Source organism: Virgibacillus dokdonensis (assembly GCF_900166595.1).
GTDB lineage: Bacteria > Bacillota > Bacilli > Bacillales > Amphibacillaceae > Virgibacillus > Virgibacillus dokdonensis.
Genome location: NZ_LT745763.1, coordinates 724,461 through 747,036, shown reverse-complemented (window position 1 = coordinate 747,036; position 22,576 = coordinate 724,461). Strand labels below are relative to the sequence as shown.

Sequence of the window (22,576 nt, the reverse complement as noted above, 5' to 3'; positions counted from 1 at the left end):
GGTGTTATAACAACAGATAAACCAAACAGGCTTTCTCCATCAAAGATTAGCATATCAAATTGTGCTTTGCATCGAATAGACCAAGACTATTTAACACGAGTCTTTATTTAATCTTCATCTTTCACGTCCAAATCTTCAGGAATCGGTTCATTGAGGTAGTCTTGAATCATCGCCCGATATTTTTCCACCTGCTCAAAATGGGTTTGAAATTGTTCACTGTTAATTAGAAATTGTTCACCATCATGCACAGTTCTAATTCTCCCTTGCAACACAAGTGCATGTAATTGCTTTTCATTCATAGACAAATATTCTGCTGTTTCAGGAATCGTCATGTACATACATCCTCATTCCTTCCTTCCTAAAAGTATCCTGTTTTTATGGAGAAAGCGATCGTATATCTAATAGAAAGTCATACTTGTCTGCAACTGTTTTCTCTCCCAAAGCGAATCATGGTGATAGCCGATAATTCTTCGACAAAATTAAATGAAATATACCGTAACGAACACGAAGCTCCCCATGAACTTCAGCTGAGCTTCCTTTTGTAGTATTTCAATCTCATTTCTAAAATATACGGCATGAAATAACACACAAACAAGACAAGGTTATTGCACACCGCTTTCTAGTATTGAAAATGTCTTTGCCTCACAATTCATTTCCGCCATTGCTCCGTAAGGCAAAATAAATTTCGGTTCTGTATGGCCAAAGTTCAAATTAAACAGGACTGGCAAATGTTCTAAATCATACTCTTGTAACACTGTCCCAATTATAGTTTTATATTCTTCATAATACTGCTCTTGCTGCGGTTTTGCAAAAATCATACCGTTTACTACGTGCAAAATGCCTTGGGCAGCATAATTTCTTAACCAACGTTTCACATGGTCTGGTGATGGTTTTTCTTCTGATGTTTCAAAAAATAACATGCCATCCTTCCAATGATCCATTTTCGGCCAAAGCTCTGTCCCTTTGGCAAATTCCAATACTTCCATACATCCACCGATTAAGTGCCCCGAAACAATGCCTTTTCCTTGTAGCAACTCGTATCCGTTATTCGGTTGCATACTCCTTTTTATCTGGCTGTTTGCAGGGACGAACCAATCCAAAAACTCACTCGTCCATTCCTTGGCTGCTTCCACTTTGCCAATCGGTTTCTGAGAAAAAAGCGTTCGCTCGATAAAATCAATGGTATATTCATGCATCTCCACATTCTCAGCAAAATCGGTTAATATGGCTGGACCGTAGAAAGAGGATAGACCTGCTTTGTAACAGAACAAATGCACCATTGTTGCATCAGAATAGCCCATGAAGATCTTCGGATGATTACGAATGACAGAAAAATCAATGTATGGTAAGAGTCGAATACTATCTTCCCCGCCAATGTTGGCAATAATCGCTTTAATGGTTGGATCTTGAAAGGCTTGCATCAAATCCTCCGCACGAGCTTGTGGGTTTTCATAGACATATGCGGCACCTTTTAAACTGTTAGGCATTGGCACAACTTCCAGCCCAAACACCTCTTCTAACCGCCTTACACCAATTTCATAACGATTGCGAAGTTCCGTTTCACCTGCCCCACCCCAACTTGGGCTCACTGTTGCCACACGATCCCCTTTTTGCAGCTTATTTGGTTTCATCAACATGTTTCTCACTACCTTTCTATACCCCTTTATCCGTAATTTTCAAGTTTTCTTATGCGCCTCATATACATCATGACATTCGTTACATCTTCTTGCTGGAACGCAAAATCAAGCGTATGCGCCACATGTTTGGATAACTTCGTAAATAAGTCACACATCGTAAATAATGCTTCCCAAATCCGATCAACATCCTTGCCGCAGCTATATGTCTTCCTGTATTTCTCCCAGTCCTCTTCATCTAAATAGTTGGGATAGTACTTGCCAAGCTTTCCTGCACTAACTAAGAAATTCGTTTTCACACCAATATACCAATCGATCATTTGCATAAGTACATTGCGGTTAATTTGTTCGTACATAAACATCGTGTACGTTATCTCTTCCCGCCATAATCCTTTACTAATATTCAAACAAATCCACCAAAACTCATTGCACTTATCTGCATATGCTTGCTCTGTTGGTCTTTGAATATAATAATCTCGTTCACTAGGTGGAGGTAATTCGCCAATTAACTGATCTTTATCCATCAATAACACGCTTAAACTATCAAATGGTTGAAACGAAGCAAGCTTTTCTTCCGGAATCAATGTTAAATCAAGCCGATTTCCATCCTTAAATTGCATCAAATAAACAAAATGATGCGCTGTTTGCATAATAAGCTGCATCATTTCCTGTTCCGTTCGCATCGAGATACTCCTTTCACTAGCTTGATTTTTTCGACTTTTTCTAATTATAGGGAATTATATCATAATCCAACGAACCATATGTGTACGTTTATTAAAAAGTTGTAGTGCGACTCTAAAAGCTAACAAATTAGGAACTTCAAATAATTAATTGTACATCAAGGACTCCTCCTATAAACTCCAGAAATTTTCTGTAAATTTCGAATGATTTATGTTATAATAGATGCCAAAGATATATATGTAGTATTAACACCTATTTTTGTTGTAATAATATTTCATAGTGAACCACTCCATTTTACCGATTTTTTTAGAATAAAGAATACAAACTCTTTTCCCCATACAAGATTCACAAATTTCAATGGAGTTCCCTATATAAGGAAGGAGGTAGAAACATTGACCAATCATGATAGGTGGTTTATTCAAATTCGAAAAGGCCTTGCTGAACTCGCTGTTATGATCCTAATGAAAGACAGTGCTGTGTATGGATATCAACTTACAAAAGCATTAAAATCCAATCCCATGTTTGAGCTTTCGGATGGATCTATTTATCCACTTTTAAAAAGATTAGAAGCGAACGAGCTAGTAGATACGTATTGGGATAACCCAGTTACGGGCTTACGCAGAAAGTACTACCAACTATCTACAAAAGGCGCCCAAGTTTTAACAGAACGTTTAAATTTGTTTCAAGAATCCATGGATTTGTTATGGAAATTACAGAAGGAGGTCATGGATGATGAAGATCAAAAGCACTGATACCTATTTAAGAAAATTAGAAGAAGAGCTGATGGAGTTACCGAAAGAGGAACGAATAGCCATCGTAGCTGAAATTGAGGATCATTTCTCCAATGCCATCATGGAACAAACGAAACAAGGAACTAGCAAAGAAGACGCCGAACGTTTTATACTTCAAACCTTCCATTCTCCTAATGTTTTAGCAGAATCCTATGTAACCTCTTCCAGCACAAATAATTTCGATCAACTTACTGTATCTGTTTTTATTATTGGCTTATGGAGTGCGGCAAGTGGGACTTTACTTGCGCAATTTCTAGATATTTATGATCTTGGCAAGTTAACTGCAGGTATGCTTGGGGTAGCTATTTCTATTATTCATCTATTCTTAAAAAAAGAGTGGCGAAAATTAGAAGTGCAAACATTACGTGCTTTCAAGTATATTATCCCTTTCGTTTTGTTCCCTGCCTCCCTTTTCTTATTTTGGCTTCAAGGGGAAATTAACGCCTATACAATCACCTATTTAATTAGTTTTTGGATATTTATTGGACTATGTTATGGCTTATTTCATCGGGTTTATAAACGGGTGATGAGTTAATTGTTTCATGAAAAGCTGGTTATAAGGTAGCATACTGTAATCATTGGAAGATAGCAAAATATGAATGGAGGGAAGAAAGAGCAAACGCATTACGTTTAGTATTTTTTACTATGCCTCATTTAACTACGCTATCATCCTATAGACCTAACGTGGATTTAAGTCAAAAAAACTATCCCATAGACCTTTTGGATCTATGGGATAAAGTAGTAAACTTTTTTAATTCTTCTCTAACTTTTCCAATCGTTTCTCTATACTCTCTGTTTTTCGCAACTGCGTAACCATACGCTTAATTAACTGAATTTCCGCTTGAGCTGTCATAATATGATCTTGCGCATGGATCATGAAAAAACTTGGCGTCGCACTTTCAGTTTGCCCTTGAATCAATTCTGTTTGATATTTATGGCCTTTAACAAATTCTTCATGTGCTTCTTCCAGTTTCTTTTCTGCTTCCGTAAAATCATATTCTTCCGCGGCATCTAATGCTTCATAAGCTGCACCGCGGGCATTTCCGCCGTGCAGTATGAGCTGCATCATAATCTCTTCTCCGTTCATTTCTAACACTCCTCTTAGTTGCCTACTGCTGCTGGTTCTTCCTCTTTTTCCTGCATAGTTAATTGTTTTTCATATTTCTTAAAGAATGGGTAGTAAATTACCGTTGCAATGACGGCGTTCATAATTTGCACTAATCCCGCTAACCATGATCCACCTGTGGCAATAAATCCGCCAAGGAAAATAGGTACTGTAAATGGTGGTTGAATAATGACCGGTGGTAATATGCCAGTCGCAAATAAAATGTAGTTTACAGTAACAATAATTGCTGGTCCTAAAACAAATGGAATAATTAAAATTGGATTCAGCACGATTGGCACTCCAAAAATAACTGGCTCGTTAATATTAAACAGTGATGGGATAATCGCTGTTTTCCCCACTTGTTTTAATTGTGCTGAAGCGGAGAACAACATAAAAATGACGAGCCCGAGCGTAGCACCAGATCCACCAATATGTGTAAACATATGGAAGAATGGCTCTGTAACGATACCAGTTGCTTCTGTACCTGCTTTCACAGCATCCGCATTCTCCGCTAGCTGTGTCATCCAAAATGGATAGGCAACAGAAGAAACAACGTTCATTCCATGAATACCAATGGACCATAAAATAAGCATTAAAAGATTCATACCAATTGCTGCCCAATACGAATTCGACGCACTAACTAATGGACTGAATAAATCAAGTACTAATTGCGGAAGTGTTACTTCATAGTTCGCCCAGACGATCCAAGAGATAATCCAAACAAGCGGTAAAATAATCATAAATGGAATTAGTGCTCGGAATGTTCGCATCACATATGGGGGTACTCCCGCTGGCATTTCAAACGTAAATCCTTTCTTAATTAAAAACCGCATGAGTTCTGTTGTAGCAATCCCTAAAATGATCGCAACGAACAATCCTTGTCCACCTAAATAATTTAAAATATCACCAAAGGGAACTTTCGTAATGTCCGTTACAGGAAAAGCGGTCATGAAAAAGGCCAACATAGATAGTATACCTGCCATCACCGCATCCATATCATGTCTTGTTGCTAAACTATAGCCAATACCAAATGATACCGTTAAAGCCATTAAACCAAATGTTAAATTAAATGGAAATAACAATTCGGCTTGGATGGGGGCCACTGCTCTTTCCCATGCTTGAATCGGTCCCCAATCAATAGCTGATGGTGGATTGGCAATAATCAGGAAAATAGCTCCTGTTATAATAACCGGTAAAGCAAAAATAACAAAGGCATCACGAATTGATTGTAAATATTTGTTTTGCGCAATTTTACCCAAAGGTTCCATCAAATGATCTTCTAACCATTCAATCATTGTTCACGCCTCCTCTTATTTATTTATTAATTTTAAAGCTTGATCCAATACTTTATCGCCATCCATCAATGCAAAAGCACGTTGATCCACTAAATCAACTGGGATATCAAATTGCTCTGCTGTTTTAGTCACTTCTTTTTTCAAATGACGAACTTGCGGTTCTAGTAAAGCTACATTGTAATTGCTCGCTTTCTGTTTAAATTCTCCTGTACCTCCTGCATCAACAGTTACAGACAGACCTCTTTTTTTCGCTGCATCTTGCACTTTTTTCGCTAATTGACTGGAAGTTGCTCCCCAACTACATAAAATAATTAATTTGATTTCTTGGTTGTTTTCCATTTTCCATTTCTCCCATCTATTATTTCGTTTTGTTTTTCGAATTACTTAAAATGTTCTTCGCCATGCTATCCACTCTTTTATAGTGACGCATAAGCCAATAAGAAAACCATGAAGCTAAACAAATGACGATTGAAAAAGCGACCCCAAGTCCTAAAATGAGGTGTGCAGATTCTTGATTCGTCCACAGTGCATATATACCATACCCAACCCATATCGCTGTAAATAGTACGGCATACATCGTTAAAAACTTCTTCACTATCCTCCCTCCTCTCTGATTTGTGTCCTCCCACTTACTATTATGCAAAAATAATGCCAACACAAATAAACCCTTTAAAATCAAGGGTTTCAGCCAATAAAAAAAATGTGTGCAAGATTTCTGCACACATTAACGCGATAATTTTTGTAATGCGTTTCGAATTGGTTCATAAATTGGGAGATGGTATTTTGCTTCTAACTTGGCAAACAACGGCTCCCAAATTTCCTTTTCTCCTGCCGCTACTGTGAATTGCCGATCGATTGGCACAGATGCAAGCAACTGTTCCATATTATTTTGCAATTTTGCACCTACTAAACGATCCATTAAACTACCAAGATGCATCCACATCCCTAATTTTCTATTTACATCCCAATGATAGTAGGTTGCAATAGGTTCCATATAATCATTTAAAATTGCTACTAATGATTGCGGATTAATAAATGTGACAATTTCCGCAAGCCCTTTAGACACAAGTGGAAAGACTTCATTCTGCTTTACTTCTCCCTCTCGTAATTTCGGAGATTTTCGCGTCACTTCTAGTAATTTAGTCATTCTCGCAATGCCTTCTTCTTGTAAAAGCTCCCAAGCAGGAATATAAGGCACTCCTTCTATCGTAACAGGAACTGTTCCAATAATAGCGACAATATCATAATGTTGTTTTAACTCCTCCAACATGGAGGCATCTTTTGTAGTCGGATCAATGCGCACTGAACGAATGAGAACATCCTCATCTACTTCTGCTAATTGATCCTCAATCCACGATTCTAGTAATTGCGCAGCCCCTTCTCCTGTAAAACAAACGGTAGTAATCATACGCTTTTTTTCTACTGGGGAATAATTTGTTTTCTCCTTCACAAAAATAGTCATTGCTTTTTTCGTAGCTTGATAAATTTCTTCTAAACTCACATTGGAAGTAAGTGACTTTCTACCAGCTTCTAATACCATCGGTAAATTAACACTCGATAAGGTTTTTACTTGCACATCCAAATCATGCTTTATCGCATCTCCCATCGTGATCAAGGAGCCAATATCTACAAGTAAGAGCGCACCTTTTATATGTGTCATCGTACTTATCTTTTGCTTTACCTGCTGATATATTTCTGTAGCTGAAACATGTAATGGCATATCAATCGCTTGAATGACTTCATTTCCTAATAACGTATTTGTCACTTCGGCCATGGAGGAAGCAGTAGTTGCCCCGTGTGTAACTAAAATAACCGCGATCGATTGCTCAGCGTGAAGCACATTGCTTTCATTAGCCGTTAAAAAGTGAGCCAATAAGGCAATTTCTTCTTCTGGTAAAGCTAATCCTATCGTTGTATGTAAATGGGTAGCTAACTGTTGCGCCGCTTCTCGGTACGCTGGGTTATGATGCACAACAATGGGGAGTTCTTCCCTTGCTTCATGTTGATGGTTGCGATAATTTTGTAAATGTAAACCGATCACATACAATTGATTATTATTAAAATGTACGGGCAAATAAGATAGTCGATTTTTAGCGTCTAATAAAGCATGAAACAAATCCTCATCAATTAATTGTTGCCACCCTTGCTGCACAAAGTCGGGCTGACGATATTTCTTTGATAAATCAGCAATATATTTTTGAATCGTTATATGAATCGATTGATGATCCGCTTGTTTAGCTATTTTTTGATAAATATTAGGGAGATGCTCACTAATCGCTTTTTCCCCTTCAATGGTAGAAGTTACTTCCCGTTGTTCTAAAGAAGAAGAGCTACCGAAGCTAGCAATATTATCTGGTAAATCTGCTATTTGAATTGTTACTTTTTCCTCCTGTTTATTTAAGTAACGTAAATAAGCATGTGCACAGGCAATTTGAATGTCACCTTTTAATTGACCTATATTTCCCGGACAAGGATATAAGAGCAGCGCTTCACGGCTTTGATCTGTTATAGCTAAGCTCGTATCCATTTTGTTTGCTTCTTGGCGCAAGAAATAATTGACAAGCTCTTCTCTTTCCTCCCGAGTTCTCTCTTTTAACGACGGTAATATCAATTTAATCGAAAACCGCCGAACTAAAGCAGGAAGTAATGCCTTATGCGGATCTTCGGTGGTCGCTCCGATAATTGTAATCGTAGCATACCGATCTTTCGTCGCTTCTCCTAGCACACGATAAACACCTTTATCCATTAAATAAAACAACATCTCTTGACCAGAAGGAGGTAAGCGGTGGATTTCATCTAAAAATAGAATACCTCCATCAGCTTTCTCTACAAGACCAGCTCGATCTTCATTTGCACCCGTAAAAGCGCCTTCTTTCACCCCGAAAATTTGTCCTACTAACAACTCTGCATTTTGAGCGTAATCTGCACAGTTAAAAGTTACAAATGGGACATCCCCTTGATCGCTCATCCGTTTTCTAGCTAATTTGCATAAAGTTTCTGCAAGATACGTTTTCCCCGTACCTGTTTCCCCCGTAAGTAAAATCGGGATATTTCGCGAAGGATATAATAAAGCTGCCATCCCTTGTTCTAAAATAGGACGCAAACTTTTGCCAATACCTTCTGCATAGTTTAAGTCTGTCTCTTCCGCGTGAATATTTGCGATATATTTCACTGGTTTTCCTGGTACTTTTACGGCATCCTTTTGCTTTACTAACTCATTTAAGTAGCGACTCGCCGTAGAACGATCAATATGCAAAAGCCCGCTGACACCTTTCGCTGTTACCCCTTCCCGTTTGCCTGATTCTGTACGTAGCACCGCTTTTACTTCGTTTATTTTACTCATTATCGAAACCTCATTTACATTTATCTTTACACTCTTTTATTGTAACAGCTTACACAAATAATTACATAGATACCCTTTGCTCTTAGAGGCTGTAAGGCATTTTCAGTAGCCAACAATCAAAATCCATTATGAATGCATGTAAAATAAATTACAAAATAGAAGGCATGTGAGTTTTTTCGCAATAGATGACTCCACTCCTTAGAAAACGTTGTCTATTTTTAGTTATTTTTAGTATACGAGCCCCTTGGTCTTTCAACATTAAAAAAAGTAGAAGGAGGCAGGACTATTTATCAAAAATCAAATGTGACCGCTGCGGAAAAGGAGTCAGGTATTTTGTGGTGATTTAATCTATCAGAACTGGGTTCTTTTTTTATTTACTAGATGCATAATAAACGAGGACACAACTTGAAAAATGAGCCTCGTTAGCTTATTGAAAAATTACTACTAGGAAAAATTCAGGTATTAAAAACTATTGGTATCGTATATAGATTGGGCGATAAGTGAACGTTTTTATAAATAATTTTGTCATATTTTCAGATGTTTTGACAACCTTTGTGGAAACTCTTGCAATTTAACAAATAAATGGCATACTTATTTTTGTGTGTTTCCGACATAACACCTAAAAATTTTCAAATTAGAAAGGAAGATTTGTAACCATGAAAGTGATTGACCCAAATCCATCTAGATTGGCTGCAAGTATTCATGACAAGAAGAAAGAAATGATTACATTAGGTTTAAAGTACGGGTTAACTGATCGAAGGACTGTAAAATGCAGTCAACAGCTTGACAAGCTATTAAACTTACACAATAGTTTAAGACCTTTTTATGTGGCTAGCTTTACTTTTTTTTATTTTCTAGCTTAATGCATACAATGAATGAATAACCACTCATTGTATTGGTGAATTTTTCTGTGAATGGATGATTCCATATCACGAATTGTGAAACAAAAAGGTGACACTATTGTTTCTTTACCCTATATAGATGAGGCAGGTAAACATTACTTCTTCTGTTAAAAATCAATTGTATCCTTTCCCATCGTTTATCTGCCTTGACCGTTTTTAGAATCTTCTCACACTAAAACAGACTCTACTGTTAACACAGTAAAGCCTGTTCTCAATTATTCTCCTAGCACAGTTTTCGCAATATTTTTATCTAACGCTTCAAAGTCATCATATGAAATGGTTTCATACAGTTCTTTTCTCGTTTGCATATCTGTAACACCATTTTTTTGTGTACCTTCTTCTTTAATCAGCTTGAAGATTCGTTCATATGCTTTAGCTGCAACACGTAAAGAAGTTACTGGATAAATCACCATTTTAAAGCCCATACGCTGAAATTCTTCAGCAGTGATATAGGGTGTTTTTCCAAATTCAGTCATATTTGCTAAAAGTGGCGCATTGACCTTCTGAGCAAACACTTGGAACTCTTCATCCGTTTGTAACGCTTCGGGAAAAATCGCTTCTGCTCCAGCAGCTACATACGCATTCGCTCGTTCAATGGCAGCGTCTAACCCTTCATTCGCTCGGGCATCCGTCCGAGCAACGACTACTAGCGAAGGAGCTACTTTTTTAATTGCTTGAATCTTTTGTTCCATCTCATCTTTTGTGACGAGCTGTTTCCCGTTCAAATGACCGCATTTCTTTGGTAGCTGCTGATCTTCTATTTGTACAGCAGCAACATTCGCTTCAAACATCTCCTGGGCTGTCCGAGCTACATTTAACACACCGCCAAAACCCGTGTCAATATCTACTAAAGCTGGTAAGTTCGTAGCCCGAACTAAGTCTCTAGCCCTGTCAGCTACTTCTGTTGATGTTACCATTCCTAAATCTGGTAAGCCTTTACTAGCAGTATACGCCCCCCCAGATAGATACAGCGCATGGAAACCTGTTTGTTTAGCAACGAGCGCTGCCATTGCGTCATGGGCTCCAGGAATTTGTAAAATCACCTCTGCGTATATGAGCTCTTTGAATTGTTCTGCTAACTCTTTTTGTGTTTTCGGTTCATCGACAATCCATGCCATCTTTTGATGTCCTCCTCGTTACTTCGCAAATAATTCCATAAATTCGTTTACATCCATCTCCGCTAACTTACCATAATCATAACTAATGGCTTCAATTTCCTGCAACTGTTTGCTAGCAAATTGTGTCGCCAAATTAGCTGCGTACTTGTCTAATATCTTTGGAATTGCTTCTTCTCTGCGAAAACGATGCCCTAATGGATATTCACGTTCAATTGCTGCTGTTTGCGTGCCATCTTTGAAATGAACTTGAACGGCATTTGCAATGGAACGTTTATTTGGATCTAAATAATCCTCTGTGTATGCTTTATTTTCTGTAACAACCATTTTATCCCGCAACATATCCACTCTTGGGTCAGCAGCAACATCATCCTCATAATCTTCTGCCACAATATTTCCTTTTAATAAACCGATAGCTGTTATATATTGCAAACAATGATCACGGTCAGCTGGATTATACAACGGTCCTTTTTTATCAATAATGCGAATTGCTGATTCATGGGTAGAAATCGTAATGTGATCAATTTCATCTAAGCGGTCCTTTATCTCAGGATGAAGCTCGATCGCCGCTTCTGCTGCTGTTTGGGCATGGAATTCAGCAGGATAAGATACTTTAAAAAGTACATTTTCCATGACATAACTATCTAAAGGCTGTTTTAATACAAGCTCTTGTTTATTAAATAACACATCTTGAAAACCCCAACCTGGAGCACTTAACGCCGTCGCGTAACCCATTTCCCCTTTTAAAGCCATTAACGCTAATCGAACAGCTCGGCTCGTTGCATCACCAGCAGCCCAAGATTTACGAGATCCTGTATTCGGTGCATGACGATACGTTCGTAAACTAGAATTATCAATCCAAGCATTGGATAATGCATGAATAATCTCTTCTTTCGTACCACCAAGCATTTTCGTTACGACAGCCGTCGAGGCGATTTTCACAAATAAAACATGATCAAGTCCGACACGATTCAAGCTGTTCTCTAAAGCAAGAATTCCTTGAATTTCATGTGCCTTAATTGTCATCTCTAATACATCTTTCACCTTAAGCGGCTCTTTTCCGTTCGCTATATTCCGGCGGCTAATAAAATCAGCCACTGCTAAAATAGACCCAAGATTATCAGATGGATGCCCCCACTCTGCAGCAAGCCATGTATCATTATAATCGAGCCAACGAATCATCGCTCCAATACTAAACGCTCCTTGCACAGGGTCTAGTACATGGGAAGTCCCAGGAACGCGCACGCCATTTGGTACTACTGTTCCGGGTACAATCGGCCCAAGATGTTTCGTACATTCTGGATAATTAAGAGCTAATATCCCACAACCTAATGTATCGATTAACACATAATGTGCGGTGGAAAAAGCTTCTTCACTAGTAACTTCTTTATTTAATACATAGTCTGCTATTTCTTCTAATAGTTGATCTGTCTTTCTTTCATCTTTCACTTGTACCATTCATGATCACTCCTTCAATCTAGATTAATAACTTTCTCCAATGTAATGAACACGCGGACGGAAAATGCGATTGTTGTTATGCTGTTCTATGACGTGTGCAACTAATCCCGCTGTACGTGCACTAAAGAAAATCGGCGTATAAAGACCGATTGGAATGCCAAGCATCCAATACACAGGTGCTGCATAATAATCGAGATTAGGATATAAACCTTTTTCCTCTCGCATTACTTTTTCTCCAGCTTCACACATTTCTAATAATGTGTAGTCCCCTTTTTTCTCACATAGTTGCTTTAAAGCGTCTTTCAGCACTAACGCTCTTGGATCCATCTTCTTCATGTACACTCTGTGCCCAAAGCCCATTACTTTTTCTTTATTGATAAGCTTTCTTTGAATTAATTCTTCAAAAGCAGCGGCAGTTTTCACTTCATTTAACATATACATTACCGCTTCATTCGCACCACCATGTAAATTTCCTTTTAAGGAGGCAACTCCCCCTGTCAAGGCTCCATAAAGGTCGGAATTTGTCGAAGCGATAACTCTAGCAGTAAATGTTGAATTTGGCATTTCGTGCTCACTATAAAGTAGTAATGTACGATCAAATATTTCCGCTTCAAACGCTGTTGGTTTCTCCCCTGTAATCATGTATAAAAAATTTGCACTGTAAGAAAGTGTTGGATCCGGTTTGACAACCTCTTGCCCATTAATTAGACGAAAGCTATTTACCGTAATAGCTGGCAACTTGCCTAATAGCTTATATGCTCTACTTTTATTCGCTTCTAAAGAGCGATTATCTATATCTCCATCATATCCAGAAAGCGCTGACAATCCTGTCCGCAATCCATCCATCGGGTGTGTTTGCTTTGGCAATAGAGATAAAATTTGCATCACTTGATCTGGTATATCGTAATTAGAGGTTAACTTCTTTTCAAGAGCCGTTTTTTTAGAAGCAGTTGGTAATTTACCATCTAACAAAAGATGCACAACATCAATATAGTCATTATTTTGCGACAAATCGATTAATTCATGCCCGCGAATAATGATTTTTTCTTGTTCTGTGTCAAGAAATGATATAGCCGTCTCTGCTGCAATAACGCCATCTAAACCAGGGACAAACTGCTGATTCGTACTCATAAACATCCTCCTTAAAATTATTCGTTAATTTTCTTTATTTTCTCTATTTATATTATAGAATTGAATTGAAGATTAGGAAAATATATAATTTTAATTACTAGACATAAATTTTTTCAATATCAAAACACAAGAAAACGGGGTGTTTTTTAATGAGAACGGAAGATTGGGAAATGTTGGCGGAATTATATCGGACGGAAAATATTACACAAGCTGCACAACGGCTGTTTTTATCTCAACCAACCTTAACATCTCGTTTAAAAAAAATGGAAACATATTATGATGTCCAGCTTATCATACGTAAACAGAGAGGGATTACGTTTACACCAGAAGGAGAACAGTTGGCTCTTCACGCACAAAAAATGCTGTATGAACAAAGAAGGATTGAAGAACAGCTTCATAATATGAAAGATCAGTTTGCTGGCACGATTCGAGTCGGCGTATCAAATTTTTTCGCATTGAATAAAATGCCGAAATTATTACGTTTATTTAAGCAAAGTTACCCAGATGTAGAATTTCAGGTAGTCACAGGATGGAGTAGTGAAATGCACCGCCTTATTTTAAATCATGATGTACATATTGGATTTATCAAAGGTGATTATATTTGGAATGAAAATAAACATTTACTATATGAAGAAGAGATTTGTATTGCTTCTCCGTGGGATTTCCAATGGGAGGACCTTCCTCATTTACCTCGTATTGATTACCATACAGATGAGAAAATGAGAAGTATTGTCGATCAATGGTGGTATAGCACCTATAAACAAAATCCAAATATTAATATTCAAGTCAATCAAGTTGAAACATGTAAAGAGATGGTCATTAATGGACTTGGTTATGCCGTTATAGCCAATCTTGTCGTTCGTCCGCACACCGATTTATTCATTAAACCAATTCATTTACCGTCGGGTGAATCCGTGACCAGAAAAACTTGGATGTACTATCATGAAGAAACGTTAAAGCTCAACATTGTAAAAGCATTCGTCCAGTTTATTGAAACACTTGATGTGAAAGCATTATAGAAACTAGTTGAATCGGGGGTTAAAAACACAAAGAACATGATTTAGAATTAGAACGTGTGAAAGCTTTAAAAACATTTTAGATACAAAGTGGATTTTGCATGCAAAACCCCACACAGCGATGAGACACTATATAAACCCTAAAAATTCTGTACTTTTTTATAGTGTGAAGTAAAAAGTAATCTACTTCCTACTTGGCCGGCAGGGGGGATTACTTTTTTGTGTTGGAATTGATTAATCGTTACAAATGATCCTGTCTCTTTAAGAATACGATATTAAAGCCTTTACATATACAGAGCACGTTTGATAGTATACTTGTATACAAGTATACTATCAAACGCGTATAAGGAGGATGAAAATGAATGCGCTTTATCCAGAGCAATGGTTACATAACTTGTCAACGGGAGAGAAAATAGCCGCCGAAGTTCGCATGCAAATTATTTCCAAGAAAATTGAAAGCGATACCATAATTTCTGAAAATAAGCTTGCTAAACAATTTGATACGAGCCGGTCTCCTGTACGAGAAGCTCTAAAAATTCTCGCTTCTGAAGGTTTCATTCAACTTGAAAAGATGGGGGCTGTCATCTTAGACTTTTCAGATAAAGACATTGAAGAGCTTTATGATATAAGAAAAATGATGGAACAATTTGTGCTTGAACGCATCATTCAGTTGGATACGGATGCTCTCCAACAACAGTTAATTAAAATTATCGACATGATGTATATTGCAGTTAAATTTAAAGATGCTGAAAGTTTAACTGCTCACGATTTGGATTTCCATGAAACAATCGTTCGATGTATCAATCATAAGAGAATATTACTAATGTGGTCAAAAATGCGTCCAACTATGGAAAGCTTTATTTTATTGTCAATGAGGCGAAGGTTTAAAGACGCCCCAAAGGATGCTGATAGAATTGTGCAAAATCATAAACTCATGCTGAAATCGATTCAAGATAAGGATAAAGTTTCTATTTCCAAAGCCATTGAAAACAATTTTAACACGCACCATATGCTTGAAAAAGAAAGAAAACATCATCATTAATCTCCTGCAAACTTGAAGATACCTATACTAAACTAGAAAGAAGGAGAAATCTATGCCATTATTTATTGTCGCTTTAGGAATTATCGTACTACTGATACTGATTATGAAATGGAATATACATACCTTTATCTCTTTAATTATCGTTGCTTTTTTGATTGCCTTATCTCTAGGAATGCCTCTTAAAAACATTGTTGCATCTATTGAAAGCGGGATGGGAGGAACGCTAGGAAGTATCGCATTTGTATTTGGATTAGGCGCAATACTTGGTAAGTTAATAGCCAATGCAGGCGGTGCCCAACGGATTGCTATTACACTCATTGAAAAATTTGGCGAAAAACAAATTCAATGGGCAGTCGTTATTGCTTCTTTCATTCTTGGTATAGCATTATTTTTCGAAGTGGGATTAGTATTGCTTATTCCGATTGTGTATCAAATTGCCAAGCAAACAAAGGTTTCTTTCTTATCTCTTGGTCTACCAATGGTGGCAGCATTGTCTGTCACACATGGTTTTTTACCACCACATCCGGGACCAACCGTCATTGCACAAGAATATAATGCAAATATAGGCATGGTTTTACTTTATGGAATCATTGTCGCTATACCAACTACATTCATTTCCGGACCGTTTTTTGCTAGATTTGCAAAAAAATGGGCTCCTTCTGCTTTTGATAAATTAGAAAGCGGTAGCCTAGCAGAAATTGGAGAAGCGAAGCAATTTAAATTAGAAGAAACACCAGGGTTTGGTATTAGCGCATTTACAGCTTTATTTCCAGTTTTATTAATGATGCTATCTACCATAATCTCTTTATTTCAAGGCGATAAATCAGGTTTTATATTTGATTTTTTCTCAATGCTTGGTTCGCCGACGACCGTGATGCTTTTGTCTGTCTTATTAGCCATCTATACGATGGGATTAGCACGTAATATTCCCATGAAAGAGCTAATGAGCGCTGCAGAAAGTTCTATACGCTCTATTGCGATGATGCTATTAATTATTGGTGCAGGTGGAGCTCTAAAACAAGTTTTAATTGATGGTGGCGTTGGCGATTATGTTGCTGTTTTATTTGACGGTAGTTCCATCTCGCCTATTATTTTAGCTTGGTTAATTGCAGCAGTCTTAAGAATTGCTCAGGGGTCAGCTACCGTCGCAGCATTAACGACAGCAGGGCTAGTTATTCCTTTAATGGCAGGGTCAGATGTTAATTTGGCACTAATGGTATTAGCTACAGGAGCTGGTAGTCTTATCGCATCACATGTCAATGATACTGGCTTTTGGATTATTAAAGAGTCCTTTGGTTTAACAATAAAAGAAACATTTTTAACGTGGACGATGTTAGAAACTGTTATCTCTATAAGTGGTCTTATCTTCATCTTACTATTAAACATTTTCGTGTAATAGTTTATTGTCAACGCTTTATAATTTGAAAAACTATGGCCATCGCGAAGTCGCTATGGCGATGAAACGCCTTCATCTACTTATACTTACTTATCATGTAAATGAAGCGATCACTTAGGTGACAATACCGTCTTTTTCAACCAAAATAAAAGTGGAAGTTCTCTATTTAAAGGAGGGAGTTGGGTTGCACATCATAATCGGTGAAAATAGGTTGGAGCTAACCATTGGAGATATAACGAAAGAAGAAACAGAAGCAATCGTTAATGCAGCAAATGGCTCGCTGATGGGTGGCGGTGGTGTTGATGGAGCAATTCATCAAGCAGCAGGACCAGAATTATTGCAAGCTTGTCGAAAGATCCGTAAAGAACAGCTAAAAGGCGAGCCTTTAGGAACTGGAGAAGCTGTCATAACTGCTGGGTATAATTTACCTGCAAGCTATGTAATCCATACGGTAGGACCCATTTGGAATGCCCATCATCCAAATCAAGACAAGCAGTTAGCAAGCTGCTACCGGCAAGCACTCAAACTTGCTAAAGAACTTGATCTATCAAGCATTGCATTTCCATCTATTTCTACTGGTGTATATCGTTTTCCTATTAAAGCAGCAGCAGAAATAGCTATAAGAGCAATTACGAACTATTTGCAGACAGCTACATTTGGTCAAGTTAAAATGGTTCTCTTTTCCGAAGCTGACTTTCGTGTTTATCAATCTGCTTTGAAAAATATAACTGATTCCCTTTAGCTATTCGAGCATAAGCTAAGTATGAACAAAGGGCACAGGGAGCCCGTTTAGCAACGTAGCGACTGGAACGAATCAACGAATTTAATGGAATCATGCCACTAAAATAGGGGGATGCCGACATCAGGGGGAAAGCCCGTTTTTAGTCAGCCTTCCTCTTAGCGACGAACCGATGATGACTTATCGTAGAGCGATTTCGTGATTCCGCCTAGTTGCTGGATAATGGGGCCGGAAGTGACTTTTTTCTAATTTTCTAGACAACAGGCTTTTATTCCATTCATTGTTTTTGGGATAAAAGCCTCTACAATTATTTACTCTCCTCCCTCTTCTCTATACTTCATCAACTTTAGAAACAATTTCTAGAAAGATTTATAACCTATATGCTCCAACGTATTTTCTGTATAAGAAAATTTGCTTTTGGCATGATAAGAGAAAAAGTGCAATGAATGGAGCATGTAATCATGACAAACCAACCTAAAACATGGAGTATTATTAGCATTGCCTCCATACCACTTGTAATGACACTAGGAAATTCAATGCTTATCCCTGTACTGCCAATTTTTGAAAAAGAAGTAGGTATTACCTCCTTTCAATCAAGTATGGTCATAACAAGCTACTCGATAGCTGCCATTTTTCTTATTCCAGTAGCAGGCTATTTATCGGATCGCTACAGTAGAAAAATCGTTATTTTAATCAGCTTAATTTTCGCTTTTATTGGTGGTTTAATTGCCGGTTTTGCCTCGTGGAAACTAACAGAACCTTTCACATGGATTATTATTGGTCGTATTCTCCAAGGCATAGGAGCAGCCGGGGCCTTCCCTATTGTACTGCCTTTAGTAGGAGATTTATTTAAAGGCGATGATGAGAAAACAAGCGCTTGCTTAGGTATTGTTGAAACATCTAACACGCTCGGAAAAGTACTAAGCCCTATACTCGGCGCACTATTTGCCGCTTTTTTATGGTATATACCTTTTTTCTCTATTTCTGTTTTTAGTATTATTTCTACTGTGCTCATTTATTTTTTTATTAAAGTACCAAAACAAGCAGACGAAGTAGAACCTCTGCGAAAATTTATCCAGAGAACAAAAAACACCTTTAAAACAGAAGGTAAATGGCTATATACCGTTTTTTTAATTGGAATTCATTTCATGCTTATACTATTCGGTGTTTTGTTTTTTCTCTCTGATATCTTTGAAAAACAGCATCAGCTATTTGGAGTGACAAAAGGGTTGGTATTAGCTATTCCATTGTTTGGACTTTGCCTCGCATCGTTTATTACTGGTCGGAAAATAAAGGGTGATTTAGCAACGATGAAACGTGTGTTATTAATTAGTTTGCCTATTGTCGCAGTAACTGTCGTGTTCATTGGCTTTTCAAGTAATAACTTGTATCTATTGTTAAGTGTTTCTTCTATTTTAGGAATTGCTATTGGCGCTGTACTGCCTACATTAGACGCACTGATTACCCAAGGAATTGATAAAGAAGAACGAGGAACGATCACGGCTTTCTATAGTTCTTCACGTTTTATCGGTGTCGCTTTAGGTCCCCCAGTTATATCTTTAGCAATGCGCCACTATATTCATTTCAGTTATATAACCATGGGTATCGTTAGTTTTTTGTTGGTTTTTTTTGTATGGTTTTTTATTCGTGGAGAAGAAGCTATTATTGCAGAAAGCGGATAAAACGAATCTTTAATCAGCTGGAGATAGTTGGGAGTCTTGATTAAAAGAGACTCTTCTCCTTCCCCATACATATTTTTTTTCTATAAGCAAATAATAAAAACAGCTTAAATGATAAGGAGCATTCTATGACAGTCAAAGAGGGTTTAGTACAATCAGATGCAGCAGCAGCAAAATTAATTGAAATTAATCGAATAATTACAGATGCCGTGTTCCAAGCTTTTCTATTCTCATGGCAGTGGTGGCTAGGCATTATTTTATTTGTCGTTCCCTGGATACTTTGGGTTATATTTAGAACTAAACATAGCACAGGACGTTTATTAGGTTGCGCCTTTCTAACCATTGCGCTATCTTTAATAATTGATTTAGTCTCATTATCTTATGGATTATGGTCTTATCCTATGAAATTTTCACCCGTCTCACCGATTCTTTTTCTCCCTTATCATTTAGCTTTAGCTCCTGTTGCTGTTATGTTTGTGTTGCAAATCAAACCAAAAGCGAATGCCCTTATTAAAGGGAGTATCTTTGCGGCTATTGCGGCTTTTGGAGGAATGAACCTTTTCAACGCATTAGATTTTTACAATCCAAAAAACTGGTCCACATTTTATGACTTTTTTATCTTTCTATTTCTATTCTTTGCCTCTTATTGGTTATTCCATATTCAAGGCTACGAAAAAATTCCTGCAAGAAAAAATACGTAGATGCAGTTCTTTCATTCCCAGCCAATTTTCTATAGTTAGAAAAGGGGATGCTTTTACTTATACGATAAACCGTTTAAAATAGGAACAAAGGCTCGGGGCGCCCGGTTAGCAACGTAGCGAGTGGAACGAAGCAACTAAAGTTTTAGGAATCATGGTGAGACGGTGTTGCACGAACCAATGATGACTTATCGTAGGGCGATTCGTGAAGTCGCCTAGTTGCTGGGCGCTGGAGCCGGACGTGGCTAAATAACTTAGTAAGTTTATCCACAGCTGCAAAATTTTATAATTTCCTAGACCATGAAAAAAGGAAAGATAAAAATTCACCTTTCCTCCCTTTATGAAAACCTTTTCTTTATTGTTTTGATAGTAATTCGTTTTGTTTCACTTCAAGACGTCTGCGGTGCAAAATAGGCTCGGTGTATCCATTAGGCTGTTCTTTTCCTTTAAATATAAGGTCACAAGCTGCTTGAAAGGCAATCGAACGATCGAAATTCTGGGCCATCGAACGATAATTTTTATCACCTTCGTTTTGTTTATCTACCATTTTTGCCATTCTTTTTAAGGAATCCATCATTTGTTCTTCTGTGCAAACACCATGATACAACCAATTAGCTAACATTTGACTGGAAATTCGTAACGTTGCTCGATCCTCCATTAAACCAATATGGTGAATATCAGGAACTTTCGAGCATCCTACGCCTTGGTCCACCCAACGAACGACATAGCCAAGCAATGTTTGACAGCTATTATCTAACTCATTTTGTATTTCCTCATGCGACCAATTTGGTTGCTTAGCAATTGGCACTTGCAACATATCAGTCTGATAACTTTGCTTCTCTTTGGCAAGCTGATCTTGAACTGCTTTTACGTCCACTTCATGATAATGCAATGCATGTAATGTCGCTGCTGTTGGCGACGGTACCCAAGCCGTATTCCCACCTGCTGTAAGGTGACTAATTTTTTGTTTAAGCATATCAGCCATTAAATCTGGCATCGCCCACATTCCTTTACCAATTTGCGCCTTCCCTTGTAACCCTGCTTGCAGCCCTGTTTGCACATTATTTTTTTCGTATGCCTGTAACCAAGCCGATGTCTTCATTTCCCCTTTACGAATCATTGGACCGGCTTCCATAGATGTATGAATTTCATCACCTGTTCGATCTAAAAATCCCGTATTAATAAATACGACGCGTTCTTTTACTTGATAAATACAGTTTTTTAAATTTAATGATGTTCTTCGTTCTTCATCCATAACCCCGATTTTAATCGTATATCGTTCTAAATCTAACATATCTTCAATTCGATGAAACAATTCATTCGCAAATGCAACTTCTTTTGAGCCATGCATTTTTGGCTTTACAATATAAATCGAGCCTTCTTGTGAATTTCGATAACGCCCGCTTCCTAATAAATCGTGTTTTGCCATAAGTGAAGTGAACACACCATCCATGATCCCCTCAGGAATTTCCTCTCCGTTTTTCGTGAGAATCACATTCGTTGTCATTAAGTGCCCTACATTTCGCACAAACATCAGCACTCGTCCAGACAATGTAATCGCTTCTCCATTTGGACCTTTATACGTACGATCAGCATGCAACGTTCTGGTGATTTCTTTTTCATCTTTGGTGAATGTAGCGGATAAGTTACCTTTATTTAACCCTAACCAATTTCGGTAAACAAGCGTTTTATCTTCTGCATCCACAGCAGCTACAGAATCCTCACAGTCCATAATTGTCGTTGTCGCTGCTTCTAATACAATATCTTTTACCCCAGCAACATCCGTTTTACCTATTGGATGCGACGGATCTATTTGCACTTCAACGTGTAAACCGTTATGAACGAAAAGAATAGCTGTTGGTAATGCAACATCACCTTGATAACCAACAAATTGCGCCGTATGTTTTAATGCCGTTGTTGCACCATTTTCTAAGCTAATATGCAAATTCCCATCACTTACAAAATACCGAGTCACTTCGGCATGAGACCCTGTTTGCAGTGGGAAATGATCGTTTAAAAATTTTTTTCCAAATTCTATTACCCATTGCCCACGAATGGGATTATATGACGCCCCCTTTTCCGCGCCATCTTCTTCAGAGATCACATCTGAACCGTACAATGCGTCGTAAAGCGACCCCCATCTCGCATTGGCAGCATTTAGCGCATAACGTTCATTATCAATAGGGACAACTAATTGCGGCCCTGCTTGCTTTGTAATCGTATCATCCACATTTTCGGTTGTAATCGTAAAATCATCCACTTCTGGCTCTAGATAGCCAATCTCCTTTAAAAATGACGTATACGCTTCTTGATCTTCAAAATCATTTGTTTGAAGCCAATCATTTATTCTTTGTTGCATTTTCTCTCTTTCAACCAATAATGCTTTGTTCTTAGGTGCCAAATCGGTAACGAGTTCATCAAAATCTTGCCAAAACTTCTCTTGATTCAATCCCGTGCCTGGTAATGCTTCCTTGTTAACAAATTCATAAAGTTCTGTAGCAATTTGCAGATTGCCTTTCGTTATATACGCTGTCAATGTTATCCCCCTCTG

21 protein-coding genes are annotated in these 22,576 nt (G+C 37.8%); 9 read left to right on the top strand and 12 right to left on the bottom strand.

Annotation, left to right across the window (positions count from 1 at the left end; all coding sequences use genetic code 11):
• Positions 1-107: 107 nt before the first annotated feature.
• The 3 genes from B2C77_RS05225 to B2C77_RS05215 all read right to left on the bottom strand — a co-directional run bounded on the left by B2C77_RS05225 (position 108) and on the right by B2C77_RS05215 (position 2,317).
• Positions 108-338 (bottom strand): excisionase family DNA-binding protein, encoded by a 231-nt coding sequence (locus tag B2C77_RS05225; RefSeq protein WP_077702682.1) that lies wholly within the window; start codon positions 336-338, stop codon positions 108-110.
• A gap of 264 nt (positions 339-602) precedes the next feature.
• Positions 603-1,637, bottom strand: coding sequence for a S66 family peptidase (locus B2C77_RS05220; RefSeq protein WP_077702681.1), 1,035 nt, complete (start codon positions 1,635-1,637; stop codon positions 603-605).
• Positions 1,638-1,663: 26 nt separating this feature from the next.
• Positions 1,664-2,317, bottom strand: a complete 654-nt coding sequence (locus B2C77_RS05215; RefSeq protein ID WP_077702680.1) for an aminoglycoside 6-adenylyltransferase — start codon at positions 2,315-2,317, stop codon at positions 1,664-1,666.
• Between the two features lie 390 nt (positions 2,318-2,707).
• Between B2C77_RS05215 and B2C77_RS05210 the strand changes: the two genes are divergently transcribed.
• A complete protein-coding gene (locus tag B2C77_RS05210; protein ID WP_237342700.1) occupies positions 2,708-3,067 on the top strand; it encodes a PadR family transcriptional regulator in 360 nt (119 codons plus the stop codon).
• On the top strand, positions 3,045-3,641 hold the full coding sequence (locus B2C77_RS05205; protein WP_077702679.1) for an HAAS signaling domain-containing protein: 597 nt from the start codon (positions 3,045-3,047) through the stop codon (positions 3,639-3,641). Before B2C77_RS05210 ends, B2C77_RS05205 begins: the two co-directional genes overlap by 23 nt.
• A 216-nt stretch (positions 3,642-3,857) precedes the next feature.
• On the opposite strand, the gene B2C77_RS05200 is transcribed toward B2C77_RS05205, so the two are convergent.
• From B2C77_RS05200 to B2C77_RS05180, 5 genes are all read right to left on the bottom strand, one after another.
• Positions 3,858-4,193 (bottom strand): PTS sugar transporter subunit IIA, encoded by a 336-nt coding sequence (locus tag B2C77_RS05200; protein WP_077702678.1) that lies wholly within the window; start codon positions 4,191-4,193, stop codon positions 3,858-3,860.
• Between the two features lie 14 nt (positions 4,194-4,207).
• Positions 4,208-5,506, bottom strand: a complete 1,299-nt coding sequence (locus B2C77_RS05195; RefSeq protein WP_077702677.1) for a PTS sugar transporter subunit IIC — start codon at positions 5,504-5,506, stop codon at positions 4,208-4,210.
• 15 nt (positions 5,507-5,521) lie between these two features.
• Positions 5,522-5,845, bottom strand: coding sequence for a PTS sugar transporter subunit IIB (locus tag B2C77_RS05190; RefSeq protein WP_077702676.1), 324 nt, complete (start codon positions 5,843-5,845; stop codon positions 5,522-5,524).
• 19 nt (positions 5,846-5,864) lie between these two features.
• The gene (locus tag B2C77_RS05185; protein WP_077702675.1) at positions 5,865-6,101 is read right to left on the bottom strand and encodes a hypothetical protein; all 237 of its coding nucleotides are present in this window, start codon (positions 6,099-6,101) and stop codon (positions 5,865-5,867) included.
• A gap of 129 nt (positions 6,102-6,230) precedes the next feature.
• Positions 6,231-8,849, bottom strand: a complete 2,619-nt coding sequence (locus B2C77_RS05180; protein ID WP_077702674.1) for a sigma 54-interacting transcriptional regulator — start codon at positions 8,847-8,849, stop codon at positions 6,231-6,233.
• Positions 8,850-9,505: 656 nt separating this feature from the next.
• Between B2C77_RS05180 and B2C77_RS05175 the strand changes: the two genes are divergently transcribed.
• Positions 9,506-9,712: an aspartyl-phosphate phosphatase Spo0E family protein gene (locus tag B2C77_RS05175; protein ID WP_077702673.1), complete on the top strand. Its 207-nt coding sequence runs from the start codon at positions 9,506-9,508 to the stop codon at positions 9,710-9,712.
• Positions 9,713-9,966: 254 nt separating this feature from the next.
• Here the strand turns inward: B2C77_RS05175 and prpB are convergent, their stop codons facing one another.
• From prpB to mmgD, 3 genes are read right to left on the bottom strand one after another with little or no spacing between them, the layout of a single operon-like run.
• Positions 9,967-10,869 (bottom strand): methylisocitrate lyase, encoded by a 903-nt coding sequence (gene prpB, locus B2C77_RS05170; protein ID WP_077702672.1) that lies wholly within the window; start codon positions 10,867-10,869, stop codon positions 9,967-9,969.
• Positions 10,870-10,887: 18 nt separating this feature from the next.
• Complete coding sequence (locus B2C77_RS05165; RefSeq protein ID WP_077702671.1) at positions 10,888-12,324, bottom strand: bifunctional 2-methylcitrate dehydratase/aconitate hydratase; 1,437 nt, start codon at positions 12,322-12,324, stop codon at positions 10,888-10,890.
• A gap of 24 nt (positions 12,325-12,348) precedes the next feature.
• A complete protein-coding gene (gene mmgD, locus B2C77_RS05160; protein WP_077702670.1) occupies positions 12,349-13,455 on the bottom strand; it encodes a citrate synthase in 1,107 nt (368 codons plus the stop codon).
• A gap of 149 nt (positions 13,456-13,604) precedes the next feature.
• Between mmgD and B2C77_RS05155 the strand changes: the two genes are divergently transcribed.
• The 6 genes from B2C77_RS05155 (at position 13,605) to B2C77_RS05130 (ending at position 20,028) form a co-directional block, all read left to right on the top strand.
• On the top strand, positions 13,605-14,474 hold the full coding sequence (locus tag B2C77_RS05155) for a LysR family transcriptional regulator (RefSeq protein ID WP_077702669.1): 870 nt from the start codon (positions 13,605-13,607) through the stop codon (positions 14,472-14,474).
• Between the two features lie 355 nt (positions 14,475-14,829).
• A complete protein-coding gene (locus B2C77_RS05150) occupies positions 14,830-15,513 on the top strand; it encodes a GntR family transcriptional regulator (protein WP_176087278.1) in 684 nt (227 codons plus the stop codon).
• A 52-nt stretch (positions 15,514-15,565) separates the two neighbouring features.
• On the top strand, positions 15,566-16,909 hold the full coding sequence (locus B2C77_RS05145) for a gluconate:H+ symporter (RefSeq protein ID WP_077702667.1): 1,344 nt from the start codon (positions 15,566-15,568) through the stop codon (positions 16,907-16,909).
• 184 nt (positions 16,910-17,093) lie between these two features.
• Positions 17,094-17,651, top strand: coding sequence for an O-acetyl-ADP-ribose deacetylase (locus tag B2C77_RS05140; protein ID WP_077702666.1), 558 nt, complete (start codon positions 17,094-17,096; stop codon positions 17,649-17,651).
• Positions 17,652-18,109: 458 nt separating this feature from the next.
• Complete coding sequence (locus B2C77_RS05135; RefSeq protein ID WP_077702665.1) at positions 18,110-19,330, top strand: MFS transporter; 1,221 nt, start codon at positions 18,110-18,112, stop codon at positions 19,328-19,330.
• Between the two features lie 125 nt (positions 19,331-19,455).
• Complete coding sequence (locus B2C77_RS05130) at positions 19,456-20,028, top strand: CBO0543 family protein (RefSeq protein ID WP_077702664.1); 573 nt, start codon at positions 19,456-19,458, stop codon at positions 20,026-20,028.
• A 352-nt stretch (positions 20,029-20,380) separates the two neighbouring features.
• On the opposite strand, the gene B2C77_RS05125 is transcribed toward B2C77_RS05130, so the two are convergent.
• Complete coding sequence (locus tag B2C77_RS05125; protein WP_101933504.1) at positions 20,381-22,561, bottom strand: malate synthase G; 2,181 nt, start codon at positions 22,559-22,561, stop codon at positions 20,381-20,383.
• Positions 22,562-22,576 lie beyond the last annotated feature (15 nt).